General features: G+C 60.0%; 15 protein-coding genes and 2 tRNA genes. 4 read left to right on the top strand and 13 right to left on the bottom strand.

Translation table 11 applies throughout. The features are described from left to right. Window positions 1-12 precede the first annotated feature (12 nt). Window positions 13-1311: a sugar isomerase gene (locus HJO_RS06450; RefSeq protein WP_035615405.1), complete on the bottom strand. Its 1299-nt coding sequence runs from the start codon at window positions 1309-1311 to the stop codon at window positions 13-15. A gap of 11 nt (window positions 1312-1322) precedes the next feature. Continuing rightward, window positions 1323-3428, bottom strand: a complete 2106-nt coding sequence (locus tag HJO_RS06445) for a bifunctional rhamnulose-1-phosphate aldolase/short-chain dehydrogenase (RefSeq protein ID WP_035615103.1) — start codon at window positions 3426-3428, stop codon at window positions 1323-1325. Between the two features lie 104 nt (window positions 3429-3532). Here HJO_RS06445 and HJO_RS06440 point away from each other — a divergent pair, with 104 nt between their 5' ends. Further along, entirely contained in the window at window positions 3533-4945 is a 1413-nt protein-coding gene (locus tag HJO_RS06440) for an FGGY-family carbohydrate kinase (protein ID WP_035615101.1), read from the top strand. Window positions 4946-5028: 83 nt separating this feature from the next. Here the strand turns inward: HJO_RS06440 and HJO_RS06435 are convergent. Together HJO_RS06435 and tesB are read right to left on the bottom strand one after the other, a co-directional pair. Beyond that, a tRNA-Pro gene (locus HJO_RS06435) sits at window positions 5029-5105 on the bottom strand. Window positions 5106-5231: 126 nt separating this feature from the next. Continuing rightward, window positions 5232-6104, bottom strand: coding sequence for an acyl-CoA thioesterase II (gene tesB, locus HJO_RS06430; protein WP_035615091.1), 873 nt, complete (start codon window positions 6102-6104; stop codon window positions 5232-5234). 181 nt (window positions 6105-6285) lie between these two features. On the opposite strand from tesB, the gene HJO_RS06425 reads away from it, so the two are divergent. Then, window positions 6286-8073, top strand: a complete 1788-nt coding sequence (locus HJO_RS06425) for a long-chain-acyl-CoA synthetase (RefSeq protein ID WP_035615089.1) — start codon at window positions 6286-6288, stop codon at window positions 8071-8073. A gap of 4 nt (window positions 8074-8077) precedes the next feature. On the opposite strand, the gene HJO_RS06420 is transcribed toward HJO_RS06425, so the two are convergent. From HJO_RS06420 to proB, 4 genes are all read right to left on the bottom strand, one after another. Continuing rightward, window positions 8078-9547, bottom strand: a complete 1470-nt coding sequence (locus HJO_RS06420; RefSeq protein WP_035615087.1) for a RimK family protein — start codon at window positions 9545-9547, stop codon at window positions 8078-8080. Window positions 9548-9668: 121 nt separating this feature from the next. Then, window positions 9669-10148: a GNAT family N-acetyltransferase gene (locus tag HJO_RS06415; protein ID WP_035615085.1), complete on the bottom strand. Its 480-nt coding sequence runs from the start codon at window positions 10146-10148 to the stop codon at window positions 9669-9671. A 9-nt stretch (window positions 10149-10157) separates the two neighbouring features. Next, on the bottom strand, window positions 10158-11297 hold the full coding sequence (locus HJO_RS06410) for a hypothetical protein (protein ID WP_156945442.1): 1140 nt from the start codon (window positions 11295-11297) through the stop codon (window positions 10158-10160). Window positions 11298-11434: 137 nt separating this feature from the next. Continuing rightward, the gene (gene proB, locus HJO_RS06405; protein WP_035615080.1) at window positions 11435-12550 is read right to left on the bottom strand and encodes a glutamate 5-kinase; all 1116 of its coding nucleotides are present in this window, start codon (window positions 12548-12550) and stop codon (window positions 11435-11437) included. Between the two features lie 89 nt (window positions 12551-12639). Here proB and HJO_RS06400 point away from each other — a divergent pair, with 89 nt between their 5' ends. Continuing rightward, entirely contained in the window at window positions 12640-12870 is a 231-nt protein-coding gene (locus tag HJO_RS06400) for an MJ0042-type zinc finger domain-containing protein (RefSeq protein WP_035615078.1), read from the top strand. A 17-nt stretch (window positions 12871-12887) separates the two neighbouring features. On the opposite strand, the gene obgE is transcribed toward HJO_RS06400, so the two are convergent. The 4 genes from obgE to HJO_RS06380 all read right to left on the bottom strand — a co-directional run bounded on the left by obgE (window position 12888) and on the right by HJO_RS06380 (window position 15550). Then, window positions 12888-13922, bottom strand: a complete 1035-nt coding sequence (gene obgE / locus HJO_RS06395; RefSeq protein WP_035615076.1) for a GTPase ObgE — start codon at window positions 13920-13922, stop codon at window positions 12888-12890. Between the two features lie 9 nt (window positions 13923-13931). Beyond that, window positions 13932-14456, bottom strand: coding sequence for a GNAT family N-acetyltransferase (locus HJO_RS06390; protein WP_051618351.1), 525 nt, complete (start codon window positions 14454-14456; stop codon window positions 13932-13934). 123 nt (window positions 14457-14579) lie between these two features. Continuing rightward, complete coding sequence (gene rpmA, locus HJO_RS06385) at window positions 14580-14849, bottom strand: 50S ribosomal protein L27 (protein ID WP_035615072.1); 270 nt, start codon at window positions 14847-14849, stop codon at window positions 14580-14582. Between the two features lie 38 nt (window positions 14850-14887). Then, entirely contained in the window at window positions 14888-15550 is a 663-nt protein-coding gene (locus HJO_RS06380; protein WP_035615069.1) for a 50S ribosomal protein L21, read from the bottom strand. A 181-nt stretch (window positions 15551-15731) separates the two neighbouring features. Here HJO_RS06380 and HJO_RS06375 point away from each other — a divergent pair. Beyond that, window positions 15732-15821: transfer RNA gene (locus HJO_RS06375), tRNA-Ser, on the top strand. A 310-nt stretch (window positions 15822-16131) separates the two neighbouring features. Here HJO_RS06375 and HJO_RS06370 read toward each other — a convergent pair. Beyond that, a complete protein-coding gene (locus tag HJO_RS06370; protein ID WP_035615067.1) occupies window positions 16132-16878 on the bottom strand; it encodes a FadR/GntR family transcriptional regulator in 747 nt (248 codons plus the stop codon). Between the last annotated feature and the right edge of the window lie 350 nt (window positions 16879-17228).

Here is a 17228-nt window from a genome sequence, read left to right as displayed (position 1 = left end):
AATCAAGTTCAATCAGACAATTCCCGATCCGAGCCCGACGGGCTTGCGCGCCTGCGACTTGCGCTCGCGATACTTCGACGTGCGATAAGCCTGGATCATGTCGATCGCCCCCCCTTTCTCCTGGCGTACCTTGGCAAGGATGGGAGAGGTGTCTGTCTTGTAGGCAGACCGCAGCGCCTGGAACGCCAACATGGTGTCGTTTGCCTCCTGGGCGGCGGTCAGGCCTTGGCGATCTACGAGAATGGCTTTGGTGTAGGCGGTCAGGATGGCATCAGCTGACGCCATCATTGATTCGATCGGATCGGTCACGTTGTGGGACTGGTCGATCATGTAGGCCGGATTGAAGCCCTCACGCGGGTGCAATTCGGCTTCGATGAGTTCATTGAACACGAGGAACAATTGGTGAGGATTGATCGAACCGGAATCGAGGTCGTCGTCACCGTATTTGGAATCGTTGAAATGAAAGCCTCCGAGTTTGCCGAACCGGTGCAGGCGGGCGACAATCTGTTCGATGTTCACATTGGGCGCGTGGTGTCCAAGGTCGACGAGGCACTTGCATTTGTCGCCGAGCGATTGCGCTGCCAGGATCGAGCTGCCCCAATCTGAAATGACGGATGAGTAGAAAGCGGGTTCGAACATCTTGTGTTCCAGCAACATGCGCCAGGTACCGGGAAGCGCCGCGTAGACTTCAGCGGCTGAATCGAGATAGCGGTCCAGCGACCGGCCGAGGTCCTGCTGGCCTGGGAAGTTGGTGCCATCGCCGACCCATACGGTCAGGTCTGTCGAGCCGAGCTTCTGCCCGATTTCGATGCATTCGATATTGTGTTCAACAGCCTGCGCACGGGTGGCGGCATCGGTCGAGGACAGAGAGCCGGTTGAATAGGAGTGGGCTTGTCCGAGCTGATCCTGGAAAGTGTTTGAGTTGACCGCATCAAAGCCGAGGCCCAAGCTTGCCGCTTCCTCGCGCAACGCGCTGTAGTCGTCCACTTTATCCCAGGGGAAGTGCGGGCTGACCCGCGGTGTCGCCTGCGAAAGCTGGTTGATGACGGCGCAGTCTTCCAGCTTTTCGTGGATATTCGTTGGCTCGCCCGGGATTGGGAACTTGGCAAAACGCGTACCGCCGCGACCAGCCCCCCATGAGGGAACTGCCACCGTGAATTCGGCGACCTTGTTTTTTACCACATCAATATCAACGCCAGTACGCGAGAGTTTCCGACCCAATGCATCATAGTCTTCATCCACTGACGCCATCAACGCGGCGTTGTGCTCTGCAATGAGTTCAGTGGAGATTGGAAGGGTGCTGATTGTCATATTGGTCTCCATTAGCGGGTGAACGCCTGGGCGTTGCCGGCATCCACATTCAGCATGTTTCCTGTCGACTTTGCCGACATATCGCTCGCAAAGAAATAGACAGCCTCCGCTACATCTTCAGGCAGCACATCGCGCTGGAGCATCGATCGCATGCGATAGTGCTCCTCCAGTGCCTCACCTGAATCGATGCCGTGCGCGCTGGCGCGCTCCTTGCGCCAGTCGCCATCCCAGATGCGAGAGCCCTTGATCACGGCATCCGGATTGACGACGTTGACCCGGATGCCGTGGGGCGCTCCTTCCAGCGCAAGGCAGCGGGCGAGATGGTTCGCTGCGGCTTTGGCGGATGCATAGGCCGAAGCGCCTTTGGCGGCTGCGACTCCGTTTTTCGATCCGATGAATACGATTGAGCCTTCGCCCTGCTGCTTCATCAAGCTGAAGGCTGAGCGCGCTGTCAGGAAATACCCTTCAGCCAAGACGTCGAAATTCTTCCGCCACAGAGCGCGCGTGGTTTCCTCGATCGGAGCAGATGATGCGATGCCGGCATTTGCCACGAATATATCGCATCCGCCAAACTCCAGCGCAGACAATGCGAAGGCCGATTCAACAGCCTCTTCATTTGTCACGTCGCATACGGCAGCACGAACGACGTCCCGTCCGAAACGTTCCTGCAGGCGTGACTCGACAGCGCCGAGCGCACTTTCGTCCCGGTCCAGCAGCATAACGCAGGCTCCGTCCGACATCAGGCGCGTTGCTGTTGCTGCCCCGATACCGCCAGCCGCGCCGGTGACAACGGCAATCTTGCCAGCCAGCGGTTTGGGGGGAGGCATGCGTTGGAGCTTGGCTTCTTCAAGAGCCCAATACTCAATGTTGAATGCTTCCTGTTCGTCGAGGGCAATATATTCGCCGATTGCCTCAGCGCCCCGCATCACGTTGATGGCATTGCCGTAGAATTCGCCGGCAATGCGGGCCGTCGCCTTGTCTGCGGCGAAAGTCATGCGCCCAACACCGGGAACCAGCACCACGACGGGATTGGCGTCGCGCATCGCCGGGGCCTTTGGTCCGGCGCAACGCGCGTAGTAAGCCGCATAGCGGTCGCGATAGCTTGCGATCGCGTCTGCCAGATAGGCGTCGTCGTCAAGATGCGCCGGGTCGAGCGCGAGGGGTGCGATCTTGGTGCGCAGGAAGTGATCAGGACAGGATGTGCCGAGCGGTACGAGGCGAGAAAAATCTGCAGAGCCGATGAATTCCATCGTTTCCTTATCGTCGGAAAAGTGTCCGATTTTCGTGCGCGGCCCTGTCATCAGGCTACGGATTTTAGGCATCAGCGAAGCGGCCAATGCGCGTCGGTCGGGCTTGGGTGCAACGATTTCACCGCCAAAGGCCGGCGTGCTTCCAGCCTTTTCATTGAGGTAGTGTGCCGCATCGGCGATCAGTTGGACCGTGTGTTCGTAGCAGGTCCTGGCCGTATCGGCCCAGCAGATGATGCCGTGGCCTGCCAGGATCACGCCTTGCAGGCCGGGATTCTCTTTCACATAGTCGCGGATCATCACGCCAAGGGTGAACCCGGGACGCTTCCACGGCAGCCAGCCGATCTTTCCGCCCCAGATTTTTTGAGTGGCCTCCTCGCCGCCAGAGGACGCGGCCAACGCAATAATTGCATCCGGGTGGACGTGGTCGATGTGTGCGAATGGCAGGAGCGAATGGAGCGGCGTGTCGATGGACGCGGCGCGTGGGTTCAGATTGAATGTGCAGTGGGGCAGGTAGCCGACCATCTTGTCGTCGTCTTCCGGGCCATCATAGTGGCGTTCGAGATCCAGGAGCTTGGATTGGTAGAGCGTGGAAAATCCATCCAGCTTCATGGAGCCGATATCGCCGCCGGACCCTTTCACCCACAGGACGTCTACCTTCTCGCCTGTCAGCGGGTCGACCTCGCGGATTTTCGCTGACGTGTTCCCGCCACCGAAATTTGTCACCGTCAGGTCTGATCCAAGCAGGTTCGAGCGGTAGAGCAGGAGCTGTCCGGCAGAGAGGCGCTTTGCTGTCGGCTCGTCCCAGAGGCTCGTTGGAACGGCGAACTTCGTTGCGGGCTTAGATTCAGATGGCGACATCGTATCCATGGCGTTTCAATGCTCCTGATGACGGAATTTACAGCGCTTAACATTTCAAATTGTCAAAAACAATCAAAATAGATAGTTATCAATCAAAACGAGGAGGGCAGATCATGCAGGGCAACGCGATCGTTGTGCTCGACGTCGGAAAGTCGATGAGCAAATTGAGCCTCTGGACATCAGGCGGCGAGTTGATCGACCGGAAAGTCCGACCCAATGCGCGGTGCCTGGATGGTGATTTCGCTGTACTGGATGTTGCAGGCATCGCGCCGTGGGTCATCGACACGCTCTCTGCCTTCGGTCATCAGGCGCACATTGCGCACATTATCCCGGTCGCACATGGCGCCGGAATTGCGGTCATTCGCGATGGCGCCCTTGCACACTTGCCGCGCGACTATGAGGCGGCGGTTCCCGGACCAGTTCGAGACGCCTATCTGGCAGAACGTGACTCGTTCGCGATCACAGGATCGCCAGCGCTTTCGGACGGGTTGAACGCGGGTATCCAGCTGTACCAGATGGCGCAGGAGGTCCCCGACATTTTCGATGGCGCGACGTTGATGCCGTGGGCACAGTTCTGGGCGTGGTTCCTCTCCGGCGTCGCAAGATCAGAAGTCACGAGTCTTGGATGCCACACTGACCTCTGGGCCCCACGGACGCATGACTTTTCGCCAATGGCGAAACGGCTCGGATGGGCAGAAAAATTCGCGCCGCTCGCTCTTGCAGGCGATGTAATCGGGCACATCAGTCCGAAGCTGGCTGGTCTTACAGGCCTGGCGGGCGACGTTCAGGTGCATTGCGGCCTGCATGATTCGAATGCGGCCCTGATTGCTGCGCGCGCCTTCCCGGAAGTGGGTGAACAGGATGCAACGGTCTTGTCCACGGGTACCTGGTTTGTTGCCATGAGGTCTCCAAAAAGCGCTTTTGATGCAGCCAGCCTCCCGGCGGGACACGACTGCCTGCTGAATGTTGACGCATGGGGCCAGGTGGTGCCGTCGGCACGTTTCATGGGCGGCCGTGAAATCGAAACATTGACTGGAGATGACGCAAGGCGGGTCGACATCAAGCAGGACCAGCCGGCGCTTCTGGCGGCCGTTCCCGGCCTGGTCGGGCGGGGCGCCATGCTGCAGCCAACATTCGCACAGGGCTTCGGCCCGTTTCCCAGCGGCCCGGGGCAATGGATCAACGCACCGGAAGACTGGCTGTCGCGGCGCGCAGGTGCGTGCCTGTACGCGGCATTGGTTGCTGATGTCAGCCTTGACCTGATCGGGGCACACAACACGATCCTCATCGAGGGGCGGTTTGCCGAAGCGCAGGTGATGGTTCAGGCTTTGGCGGCATTGCGCCCCCATGAATCCATCTACACGTCCCACGCAATCAATGACGTGTCGTTTGGTGCGCTAAGCTTGATCATTCCCGGCCTGAGGCCAAAGGAAAACCTCAAGCCAGTCAAAGCGCTGAATGTCGATCTCGCGGGCTACAGGCGCGAATGGCGGCGCATTGCAGCTGGTGCCGAAACGTCTGCCTGACGGGAGATTGTCCGCGCGCGTGCGGGGCGGGGAATTTTACCGGGAAATTCTCAATCGGTCCGGGGGGCGCCCCGGGAAGTGATTGGTCGGAGCGAGAGGATTCGAACCTCCGACCCTCTGGTCCCAAACCAGATGCGCTACCAGGCTGCGCTACGCTCCGGAGTCCCGTAATAATGGGCCCCCGCTTTGGCGCAAGCCCTTTTCAGCTGTGATTCCGAACTGTTTTCAGCGCAGCGCAAAATTTGTTGCCAATCAGGGCATTATTACCGGGCTGGCGGCAGAAAGATCAGGTTTTCGGCTTTTTCCGGCGCATCAGCCCTTCCTGGGCGACGCTGGCGACCAGTTTGCCGCTTCGATCATAGACGCTGCCCCGGTTGAAACTGCGCCCGCCGCCCGCAAACGGGCTGTCCATGGCGTAGAGATGCCAGTCCGAGAAATTGACCGGTGCGTGGAACCAGATGGCATGGTCGAGGCTCGCTTGCATCAGTTGTGGGTCGAACCATGTCAGGCCATGCGGGCGATTGCCGGTGCCCAGCAGGCTCATGTCCGACGCATAGGCCAGCAGGCACAGGTGCAGTGCAGGGTCATCACCAACGTCGCGGGCAACCCGGAACCAGACCTGGTGCACGTCGCTGGCCGGTTCCGGATGGAAGAGATGTAGCGGCCCCACGTCACGCATTTCGATGTCGCGTTCGCGTGTGAACTCATCACGCAGGTGTGCCGGCACCTCGTCGACGATATCCAATCGCCGCTCGCGCAGGCCTTTGAGCGTCTCGGGGGCTGGCACGTCCGGCATGTCATGCTGGTGTTCCCAGCTTTCCTCCGGCACCTGGAAACTGGCGGCCAGGTTGAAGATCTGCTTGCCGTGCTGGATCGCGACCACGCGCCGCGTCGTAAAGCTGCCGCCGTCCCGGGCGTGGTCCACCTGGTAGATGATCGGTACTTTGGGGTCGCCAGGCCGGATGAAATAGGCGTGCAGGGAGTGGCAAATGCGGTCCGGTGTCACCGTACGCTGGGCCGCGACGAGGGCCTGCGCGATCACCTGGCCGCCGAAAACACGCTGGTTGGTCTGCTCATCGGGGCTTTGCCCGCGGAACAGGTCGTGTTCGAGCCGCTCGATGTCGAGCAGGGCCAGCAAATTTCCAACAGGATCGGTCATTTCGCATGCTCCATTCAGAATCTGCCGGACGTACCAGACAGCGTCGCTGCTGCAAACCCTCGTTGGAGGTGACTGGCGTCGCAGGCCCTTGGCAAGGCTGACGATTTCGTGTGCATCTTGTGTTCACCGGGATGCCTCGCATATGGTCCATACAGCCCCCCCGTGAAAGACACTTTCCCCTATGAACCCGATTTCCATTCTCGTCCGCGAGGCCAAATTCTTTCGATCCATCCAGGGACTCCTGAAGTGGACCAAATCGATCTCACCGGACTCCAAGCAGTTGGTGGCAGATGACATCGAGGGGGTGGTTGACCGCCACGGGGCGAACGTTGCTTTCCGTTTCGAAGGGGCGCTCACGACATATGACGAGTTCGAGGCCCGCGCGAACCGGCTAGCGCATTGGGCGCTCGAGCGCGGCCTGAAGGCCGGGGACTGCGTCGCATTGTTCATGGAGAATCGCCCGGACTATGTCGCGACATGGTTTGCCATGTCGAAAATCGGGGTCGTCGTTGCGTTGATCAACTCGAACCTCGAGGGGGAGGCGCTGGCGCACAGTATCAACATCGTCGATGCCCGTTACGTGATCACCGGCACCGAGCAGGACGATGTCGTGACAGGCGCCCTGGACTTGCTGACGTCCAATCCGCCGGTCTGGACTCTTGGCGGCAAGGTTGGCGACGATCTTGAGGGCGCGCTTGCCGGCATGCCGGCGACACGGCCACCCCGGGATTACCGGGCGCCGCTGCGCGGCCGCGACCTATGTCTTTACGTGTACACTTCCGGAACCACCGGAATGCCCAAGGCCGCCAAGCTGACCAACGCGCGCACGCAGGGCATGATGGCCTCGTTCATCTCGCCCTGCCACATCACCCCGCGCGACCGGATCTACATCACGCTGCCGCTCTACCACGGCACGGGCGGCCTGTGCGCCGTCGGGCAGGCACTGTTTACAGGTGCCAGCATAATCCTGCGCCGCAAGTTCTCGGCCAGCGCGTTCTGGGACGAGGCGGTTGCCGAAGGCGCGACATCGATCGTCTATATCGGCGAGCTCTGCCGCTACCTGCTGAACCAGCCGGTGGGGCCGAACGAACGCGCGCACAAGATCCGCACGGGCTTTGGCAATGGCCTGAGACCCGAGATCTGGGCGGAATTCCAGGAGCGGTTCAATATCAACCACCTGTGCGAGTTCTACGGATCGACCGAGGGAAATGTCAGTTTCCTGAATTTCGACGGGAAGATCGGCGCGGTCGGGCGGATTCCCGGTTGGCTGGAAAAGCAGTACGCCCACATCGCGTTCGTGAAATTCGATGTTGAGACGGAAGAACCGGTCCGCAATGCAGACGGCTTCTGCGTCCGCGCGGACATAGACGAGCCCGGCGAAGCGCTCGGCAAGATCGGCGACGATGTCCGCAACCGGTTCGAAGGCTATAATGACGAACAGGCGACGAAGAAGAAGATCCTCCACGATGTCTTCGAAAAGGGCGATCTCTGGTTCCGGACCGGAGACCTGCTGCGCAAGGACAAGGACGGGTATATCTATTTCGTCGACCGCATCGGCGATACCTTCCGCTGGAAGGGCGAGAACGTGTCAACCAACCAGGTCGGCGAAGCCCTGTCGCAGATAGACGGCATCTCCACGGCGAATGTCTATGGCGTCCAGGTGCCGGGAACGGATGGGAAAGCCGGCATGGCGGCAATAACAACGGACGGCGACGTCGATTTTGAAGGCCTTTACGCTGCGCTCAGTGCGCGCCTGCCGAGCTATGCTGTTCCGATATTCATCCGTGTGCAGCGCGATGCGGAAACGACCGGGACTTTCAAGTACCGCAAGGTGGAACTCGTCAAGGAAGGGTTCGACCTGGACGACGTGACCGACCCGATATGGATGTACCACCCCGAACGGAAGGAATATGTCCCCTTCACGCACGACCGGTACGAAAGCCTGAGGGCCGGCGCCTTCAAGTTCTGACCGGTCAGGCCACGCGGCCCATACGTTCCTCCAGGCGGGTGGAGAACCATGAAATAATCCGGCGCCACAGCTCGTCTTTCATCACGGCGCCCTCGACATCATGATCGATGCTGGGATTGTCATTGATCTCGATGATCACGACGCCCTTTTCCGTTTCCTTGAGGTCCACACCGTACAGGCCTTCGCCAATGAGCCGCGCCGCGCGCACGGCGGCATCAACCACTTCCGGCGGGGCGTCTTCGACGGGCATGGTGGTAAACCCGCCCTCGGTCGACTTGCCGCCGGGGTTGTGCTTGACGATCTGCCAGTGGCCGCGCGCCATCCGGTACTGGCAGGCATAGAGGGGCTCACCGTTGAGAACACCGATGCGCCAGTCGAACTTGGTCGGGATGAATTCCTGCGCGATGATGAGCGCCGTGTCGTCGAACATGCCCTTCACGGCCGACTTCAGTTCATCGAGACTTGTCGCCTTGACCATATGGTTTCCGAACGAGCCGTCAGGCGTTTTGAGAATGACCGGTGAACCAAGCAGTTCGAACACGGCGGCAAGGTCGGTCTTTTTGTCGAGGATCTCGGTACGGGGGATCGGCAAGCCGGCCTTTTCGAGGATTTCCTTCAGGTACACCTTGTTCGTGCAACGGATCATCGAATGGGTGTCATCGATGACCGGCATGCCCTCCTGCTCGGCGCGTCGGGCGAAGCGGTAGGTGAAATTGTCGATCGCGGTGGTGGCCCGGATGAACAGCGCATCGAATTCGGCGAGGCTGGTCAGGTCGGAAGGATCGATGATCTCGACTTCCACGCCCATCTTCGCTGCGACATCAGCCAGGCGCTTGATCGATGCCGGTTTGGACGGGGCGTGCTGTTCCTTGGGATCGACCAGCACCGCAAGCGACCATTTGGCAGGAGTCCGGGGTTTCGGTGCGCTGATCCGTCCGCTCGTATAGGTGCCCATGGCCTCGAGGAAGAACTCCCGGCGCTGGTCTTTCAGCTTGTGGGGCGACATCATGCGGACACGGGCAATGCCGTGCGGTGCGCTGGCGTCGAAATCGACCTCAAGGGCCGGCGTCCGGAACCAGTCCGACACTTCGCGCGCGAGCCGTTCGTAGCCCGGAATTTCGGATTTCGAGAAGGCCACGAACAGGCTGTCGATTTTCGGTGCACCCTTGGCCAGGGCCTCGCTCAGACGCTCGCCAAGATCGGGCAGGGCGTGCGCGTACAGCCCCTTGGCTGACAATTCGACCATAGTCTGGACGCTGGGGCTGACGCGGTGGCCACGTGCCTCGGCCAGAAGGGAAGCATAATAGCCTTCCGACTGGTAGGAATAGGACCGTGACAGGTTCAGGATATACGGCCTGCGCCCCGCAAACAGGGTAGGTTTGGAGATATAGTCACTGACGCGCAGCACCTTGTGGGGCGTTTCGGCCTGAGAAATATCGCTCATCGTTTCGACGAGAATGACCCATTCGGTCATGCCGGATCGTCCGATATGGGAATGATCAGGAAATCAAAGGTCATGGAATTGTTCTCAATCTGGAATGAGAGTGGAGCATTGCATAGATGGTATTTCATGAGTCCGTGCGGGCCAACACTGGTCATTCAGTGCCGGCAATTGCGGCAACGGTCTTGCGCATCCGCAAGGCCGACCAGCCGTCCGCATAGTAGGCTTCCTCGACCTGGAAGCATTTGTAGCCAAACCTGTGGTAACGCTTCAGTAGCGTGTAGTTATTCTCCTTGATCTCTAGGTTGAGAACACCGAGCTTCATTTGCACGCACGTCGTCTCGACGGCTTTGAACAGGTCTTCGCCGATGCCCTTTCCCTGAAATTGGGGGTCAATTGCAAGGCTGTCAAAGTATCCCGCATTTTCGTCGCGTTCGACGAGTAACAAGGCATAGCCGCAGACTTGGGCGCCGTCGGTGGCGACGAGGACCTGGTTCACGTCGTCTGCAACGAGATCCCGGAATTCCTCCCGCGAAAGCATCTTGTCCGAATAGCCATCGCGGAAGCACAATTCCTCGATTTCGGCCAGGCGGGCGCAATCAGGTCCCTCCGCAGTTCGTATCAATACGGTCATTGCCAGCCTCTATCGGTTTCGGACGGTCAAGAACAGGACGAATGCAGACATCAACACGACGACGGCAAGGGCGCCCTGGCGTTCCACGGACAGGGCCACCGCCATGTCCAGCCCCTGTCGACTGGAGAAGCCGATGAAATAATCGAGGACCGCAAACAGACCGGTAATGGTGATGATGTTGATCAGGACAGACAGGAGGAAGTTGTTCTTGCGGACCCGCCGCTCCTCGAGATTCCCGATGACACCTTCCAGTCGGTCGACCATGTCGAGAAGGGTCTGCTTGTCATCGTCGATTGCCCAGGCCTTGTAGCAATGGCCGTAGATATCTGAATCCATCCAGGATGCGCAATTGGCGCCAGGCGAAATCTTGAACAGCAGGCCGATGGCACGCTGCTTCAGTTTCAGGAAGGCATCGAATTCCTTCGGTGCGATCTGCCGCCTGTCCAGAATGGTCCTGCGCTGCCGCATGAGGGCGTCCGAAACAAGTTGGATCGCGCTGAATGCCATCTGGGTGCGGGCCAGCCAGAAACGCGCCGTGCTGTAGGTCTCTGCGGTGGCTGCGGGTGTCAGGGCGACCCAGCCGCCCGTCTTGCCCATGACAACAAGCTGCAGGGCGTCAGACTGCTGTGTGGATTCGTCGGCGGCCGCCTGGCTGCGGCCGATGATGCCCTCGAAGGCATTGATACCTTCGGCCCGGACGCCGTCGGTCAGCACATTGATCGAGAAGTGCCAGGTGAGCGCTGCGCCCTTGCCCAGATAGTCCTGTGCGCGCCTGATCAGGGCGTGGCCGGCGTCGAGCTGAAAATCACAGATTTCTGTATAAAGCGTCCGGAGCGTTGCGTCCGGGACCGTCGCGAAATCGGCCAGGTCCAGGCAAAGTTCGAGATAGGCCGAAAACGTATCGAGCACGACCAGGCGCGCGCCTGTCACCGCGCGGCCCGCTATCTGCGTCTCTGCGCTGCATGCAAGGTCGATCCATTTCAGACCCGGGAAGAGGGAGTGCCGGTTCTGGAAGAAATCGAATTCGGCCCCGGTCTGCCAGTCCGGACCGGCGGGAACGGTGAAACCACCGTCTGAATGGAACGGCATGATAATCGCGATATGGGCGCCTTGCGGAACGCAGCTATGCTCGGAAGGAAGGTCTGTCACGTGGTGCAACCGATGAATGATATGTCTGGGGCAAATTGCATGCTTGAGCCGGTGTGCCGGGTCGAACGGTCACGAAAACTCTATGCACCGGATTGTTCGACTTACAACAGAATTATCAGTGCGAACCGGGTTCGCCCTCACACGCACACCAGGTCGTCGCGGTGGATGATTGCGGGCCGGCCGCGATAGCCGAGCAGGGTTTCGAGCTCCTCACTCTGGTGGCCACTTATGTGCAGGATTTCTGCAGACCCGTAAGAGGTCACGCCCTTGGCAACAACCTCGCCATTTTCGCGCTTTATCGCCACCGCGGCGCCCCGCTCAAACACCCCCAGCACGCCCGTCACACCCACAGCCAGGAGACTCGCGCCCCCGCGCAGCGCTCTCGCGGCACCCGCGTCGACAAGGACAGTGCCTTCGGGTTTCAGGTGGCCCATAAGCCAGGCCTCGCGCGCCCGCGCGGGCGTGATCGCTGCAGCGATCAACGTTGAGCGTGCGCCTTCTGCAATGGCGGCAAGCGGCCGATCCCGATTGCCCTTCGTGATAATTGTCGAGCACCCTGCCGCATGGGCGATCCTGGCGGCTGCCAGCTTGGTGACCATGCCGCCTGATCCAACGCCGGCGGCGGCATTCGCGCCCGTCGCCATGGCGTCATGCTCGGAGGATATCTGTTGCAAAACAGGGATGTGGGTTGCGGCCGGATCTGTGTTCGGGTCAGCCGTGTACAATCCGTCGATATCCGACAACAGGACCAGCAGGTCTGCGCCCATCATCTGTGCCACGCGCGCCGCCAGGCGGTCATTGTCGCCATACCGGATTTCGTCTGTCGCGACGGTGTCGTTTTCGTTGATGACTGGAACAATGCCGGCATCCAGCAGGGTGTCCAGCGTTGCTCGTGCATTCAGCCAGCGCTGGCGGATTTCCGTGTCGCTCAATGTCAGCAGCGCCTGGCCGAGCGCTATCCCGTGCGGCGCAAAGGCGTCGGCCAGCGCCGTCATGAGGCGCGGCTGGCCGATGGAAGCGGCGGCCTGTTTCTGGTCGAGCCGGGACGTGGTGTGCGTGCCGAGAGCGGCCCGGCCGAGGGCGACTGCACCGGATGAAACAAGGATGACCTGCTTGCCGCGCGCGCGCAGGTCCGCGAAGTCTGTCGCCAGGCGTGCCAGCCAGTCTGTGCGCGGCATGCCGTCTTCGGCGATCAGCGTCGAGCCGGTCTTCACCACGATGCGGTTTGCCTTGTCGAAAATGTCGTCGGTCATACGGTGAGGCTCATCGGGCGCTGGCATTTCCTGTGGCGCTGTGCTGTCTGGAGGGCAGATTCGTATCCAGCTATTGCAAGGCCCGTTCCATGCCCCAATTCGACATGATCATTCTTACGCCAGCCGCCGCCGCCAATGCGGATGTGCTTGAGCACACGGCCGGTACGCCGGTGCGGGAGGGGGGCGGTGACGAGACCTATCGGTGCGGAGCCTGCAAGACCAAGCTGCTGGTCAATGTTTCCCACCACGATGCGCATGGTGTTGTCGTGAAATGCGGCAAGTGCGGGAAGCTGAATACCGAACCTCACCACCATCATTGAATCATCGCGCTGGCATGTCAGGGCGACCATGACGGGTCGTCTCCGGTCGCTTCAGCGTCCGCCTTCAGGCCCAACTGCTTCACGATCGCAAACAGGGCGTCACGCACGCCTTCTCCGGTGACGCCGGAGATCAGCAGGGGCGTGCCCTTGTAGGCTTTTTTCAGCTGCCTGGCCTGTTCAGCAACGAGTTCTGGGTTGAGCGCGTCGATCTTGTTCAGGGCAACGATTTCCGGCCGGCTGGCGAAGTCCGGATCGTAGTCCTCCAACTCCTTGCGAATCGTCCGATAGGCGCCGGCGACGTCATCCTGTGTGCAGTCGATCAGGTGCAGCAGCACCTTGCAGCGCTCGACATGGCCGAGGAAGCGGTGCCCCAGACCTGCGCCTTCCGCGGCGCCTTCGATCAGGCCGGGAATGTCAGCCAGCACGAACCGCGTATTGGGCCCGAGATCGACAACGCCAAGACCGGGGTCCAGCGTGGTGAACGGGTAATCCGCGATTTTCGGATTGGCCGCGGTCACGGCGCTGAGAAAAGTGGATTTTCCGGCATTTGGCAGGCCGACGAGCCCGGCATCCGCAATCAGTTTCAGGCGCAACCAGATCCAGCGCTCCTCGCCTTCTTCACCGGGATTGGCCCGGCGCGGGGCCTGGTTCGTTGACGATTTGAAGCGCAAATTGCCCCAGCCGCCATTGCCGCCGCTGGCGAGCAGGACGCGCTGCCCGACCTCGGTCAGGTCAGCGATCAGTGTTTCCTGGTCTTCCTCGAAGATCTGGGTGCCAACGGGCAGTTTCAGGGTGACGTCGTCACCCCTGGCCCCGGTACGCTGCTTGCCCATGCCGTGGCCGCCGCGCTTGGCCTTGTGATGCTGTTGGTAGCGGTAGTCGATCAGCGTGTTCAGGCCTTCGACCGCTTCGGCCCAGACATCGCCGCCCCGGCCGCCGTCACCGCCGTCCGGGCCGCCATACTCGACGAACTTCTCACGCCGGAACGACACGCACCCGGCGCCGCCCCCGCCGGATTTGATGTAGACTTTGGTCTGGTCAAGGAATTTCATCGGGTTCTCTTACGCGTTTCGCGCGATGCGCGCCATGTGGAAGTGATCAACCGTTTCGCCGCGCCCAAGGCAGAACATCGGGGCGCGGTCGGCTTTCATGAAGCCGAGCTTCTGAAGCACACGACCCGAAGCGGGATTGTCGGCAAAGTATCCTGACACGAATGCCTTCTCACCACGGCTCTCCAGCCACCCCAGTACGGCGCCGGCCGCTTCGGTGACCAGCCCCTTTCCCCAGACCGCCGGTGCGAGCCAGTAGCCGAGATTGAAAGGTGCGTGACGGCCAGAGCGATTGGCGCCCATTATGCCGAGGAAGCCATCATCAAGTGTGATGGCAAACACGTGGCCAGTATCATTCTCGCGGCCAAGGTCGTGCGTCGCGATCCAGGCCAGAGTCTGTGCCTTGTTCTGGTTCGGGGCCACGCGGGCCAGATTCCTGTGAATCCGCGGATCCTGGATGATTTCTGTGATCGGCCCGGCATCAACTGGCCTGACCGGGCGCAGGACCAGCCTCTTCGTTCTCATCTCGTCGCTCATGTTCGCCTCCTCAGGCAGGACAGGGCAGGGGAGGACAAAGAAAAAGGGGAAGCAGTGGCCTGCCTCCCCTTCGGAATGATCGTCTTGCGATCCGGCCACGTTCCCGCGGCCGTGCGTCAGCCGCTATTCTGCTGCGCTCGCGAGCGGTACAATATTGACGTACATGCGGCCGCCGGCCTTCTTGGCAAACTCGATATTGCCTTCGATCAGCGCAAAAAGAGTGTGGTCGCGGCCAATGCCGACGCCCTTGCCTGGCCATTTCTGCGTGCCACGCTGGCGCACAATGATATTGCCCGGAACGACATGTTCGCCGCCATATTTCTTGACGCCGAGGTATTTCGGGTTCGAATCGCGACCGTTACGTGACGAGCCGCCTGATTTTTTGTGAGCCATGGTTTGCTCCTGTCCTGTCTGAGGGCCTTATAGCGCCCTTATGCGTCCTTGGCGAATTCTTCGGCTTGCTTGACCCACTCGTCGCGGGTGATGCGGCCGGGGAAGCTCATCTCTTCTTCCAGCTCGACGATCTGATCTTCCTTGAGGGCTGCGACCTGCCAGAAGTAATAGATGCCGGCAGCATGGAGCTTTTTCTCAAGCACCGGGCCGACGCCCGAGATCTTTTTCAGATTGTCGGGCTTGCCTTCGAGATTGGCAATGCGGCCGCGGGCATCAACGGCCGGCTTGGCGGCAGTTTCGGCCTTCGGCGCAGTTTCAGCGACAGGGGCCGTTTCAGCCTTCGGAGCAGCGGCCTTCTTGGGCGCAGCCTTTTTGGCGGGCTTTTTACCGTCAGCGTTGATCGAAGTGATCGTCACCGTTGTGAGGTGCTGCTTGTGGCCGATCGTGCGCCGGTATGTCTGGCGCTGGCGCTTCTTGCGCGTGATCAGCTTCGGACCGCGCATGTGCTCGGCAACTTCGGCGGAAACAGTCGCGCCAGCCACGAGAGGCGCGCCAACCGTAACGGAATCACCGCTTCCGAGCATCAGGACGCTATCGAACGTCACGTCTTTACCGGCTTCAGCATCCAGTTTCTCGATGACGAGCGTATCGCCTTCGGAGACTTTGTACTGCTTGCCGCCTGTCTTGATGACCGCGAACATGGGTCTCATCCTTCCGGTATGAAATCAAAATGGAATATGCGCGAAACCGTCGCCGGTCCGCGCCTGAAGCCGGGGGTAAACACCAATCCTGTTCTGCTGTCAAATGTCATCTTCAGGCGTTGTCAGGCGCTTGCACTTTCTGAGCGGCCAGTATAGTGCAACCAACCTTCAAGGCCTCTGCGGAGAGGTGCTAGAGTGGTTGAATAGGCTAGTCTCGAAAACTAGTGAACTCGCAAGGGTTCCGAGGGTTCGAATCCCTCTCTCTCCGCCAGAGACATTTTATAGTCTCTGCGGCAGTGACCCCGCCGGATGCTGCGATTACCGAAATCCGGGAAGCCGCGAATGAACGAGCGCATGTTCCTTCCGAGGGAGACCGTTAGTTCGAGCAACCGGCACTCTTGTCAGCATTCCGAAGCGAGAGTGGAAATCGCACCTACATTACTCCCCCCGAGTTGGCTGACTTCGGGCGAGGTCTTGAAGTAGCGGAACGGGTTCTTGATAATATTAGAGGGCCAATCACCAGAATCGATCATCTCCAGCCCTGGCGCCCTGACAATGTTTCGCCGCTCAATCCGTGCCCATCAGGCGCCGATATTTGTCCGCAGGTAGCGTTCCCTGTTCTCGTGGGATTTTCGTTTGGCATCTTCAATGGCTTGCTGTTCCGATGCATCGAGAAGTGCTCTCAAAAGCCTCGAGAAATGCCCCCGCATGGCGGCTCTGGCCGCGTCCGGATCACGGCGCCTAAGGGCTTCCATGACTTCGGAGTGCTCGTTCACGCGGTGGTCGGAATCCTTGTGGCACACGGCTGAATAGACGCGCTTCACGGCAGCGATTTCTGTTCGCATGCGCCAAAGCGTTTGCAGCATGAACACGTTCGCCTCATTGCCTGTCGCCTTTGCAATCAGCATGTGGAATTCCTGATCAGCCGCCTCTCCGTCCGGAGAGTCGTGCGGAGCGTTTGCCATCTTCCTGACGGTTGCTTCGAGCCCGGCGATTTGATCGTCGGTGATTGTTGTTGCAGCAAGCGCGGCGCACTCAGATTCAAACAGAAGGCGTGTCTGGGTCAGCTCGAACGGGGTAACTCCCGGTAGGGCCAAGCCACCGGCGGCGAGCGAGTCACGCACGTATACGCCTGAGCCGACCTTGATTTCGACGCGGCCAACGGCCTCAAGTGAGATCTCCGCCTCTCGAACAACAACCCGGCTGACGCCGAACCGTTCGGCCAGCTCGCGCTCGCCAGGCAAACGTGTGCCCGGCGGATAGGAGCCGGATTCGATCATGTCGAGAATGGCGCGGGCGACAGTGTGATAGAGCCGCTTTTCGGACATTCTGGTCTTCCTCTGTTGACGGTCAAAGTGAGCACAATCATCCTGCTCCACTCAACCCTGGATACTTTCAAAACATACAGTACAGGAAAAAGGTTTACAAGATGGTATAACCAATTGTGCGATTGCGGGCCTGAGCGATCAAATGGGGGCCAGCTGCCATCTGGCGAAACTTGTCATGCGCCCGGATGTGGTCGACACCCTGACAATGAGCGCCCCGTAGATGCCTGGCGATCGCTACGCATCCGAACGTATTCATAGCCAGAATTCACTTCGGAGCCGGGCCAGGGAGGATTTGGCTCCATTCCATTGGACTGTACGCAATCTGCATATTGGTGTGTGACATGGCATGG

This window comes from Hyphomonas johnsonii MHS-2, from assembly GCF_000685275.1.
In the GTDB taxonomy this organism is placed as follows: domain Bacteria; phylum Pseudomonadota; class Alphaproteobacteria; order Caulobacterales; family Hyphomonadaceae; genus Hyphomonas; species Hyphomonas johnsonii.
This window is presented reverse-complemented; position numbering and strand designations above follow the sequence as displayed.

Coding starts and splice junctions, on each gene's coding strand:
- HJO_RS06450 (WP_035615405.1), bottom strand. CDS start 1,311: ATGACAATCAGCACCCTTCCAATCTCCACTGAACTCATTGCAGAGCAC.
- HJO_RS06445 (WP_035615103.1), bottom strand. CDS start 3,428: ATGGATACGATGTCGCCATCTGAATCTAAGCCCGCAACGAAGTTCGCC.
- HJO_RS06440 (WP_035615101.1), top strand. CDS start 3,533: ATGCAGGGCAACGCGATCGTTGTGCTCGACGTCGGAAAGTCGATGAGC.
- tesB (WP_035615091.1), bottom strand. CDS start 6,104: ATGACCGATCCTGTTGGAAATTTGCTGGCCCTGCTCGACATCGAGCGG.
- HJO_RS06425 (WP_035615089.1), top strand. CDS start 6,286: ATGAACCCGATTTCCATTCTCGTCCGCGAGGCCAAATTCTTTCGATCC.
- HJO_RS06420 (WP_035615087.1), bottom strand. CDS start 9,547: ATGACCGAATGGGTCATTCTCGTCGAAACGATGAGCGATATTTCTCAG.
- HJO_RS06415 (WP_035615085.1), bottom strand. CDS start 10,148: ATGACCGTATTGATACGAACTGCGGAGGGACCTGATTGCGCCCGCCTG.
- proB (WP_035615080.1), bottom strand. CDS start 12,550: ATGACCGACGACATTTTCGACAAGGCAAACCGCATCGTGGTGAAGACC.
- HJO_RS06400 (WP_035615078.1), top strand. CDS start 12,640: ATGCCCCAATTCGACATGATCATTCTTACGCCAGCCGCCGCCGCCAAT.
- obgE (WP_035615076.1), bottom strand. CDS start 13,922: ATGAAATTCCTTGACCAGACCAAAGTCTACATCAAATCCGGCGGGGGC.
- HJO_RS06390 (WP_051618351.1), bottom strand. CDS start 14,456: ATGAGCGACGAGATGAGAACGAAGAGGCTGGTCCTGCGCCCGGTCAGG.
- rpmA (WP_035615072.1), bottom strand. CDS start 14,849: ATGGCTCACAAAAAATCAGGCGGCTCGTCACGTAACGGTCGCGATTCG.
- HJO_RS06380 (WP_035615069.1), bottom strand. CDS start 15,550: ATGTTCGCGGTCATCAAGACAGGCGGCAAGCAGTACAAAGTCTCCGAA.
- HJO_RS06370 (WP_035615067.1), bottom strand. CDS start 16,878: ATGTCCGAAAAGCGGCTCTATCACACTGTCGCCCGCGCCATTCTCGAC.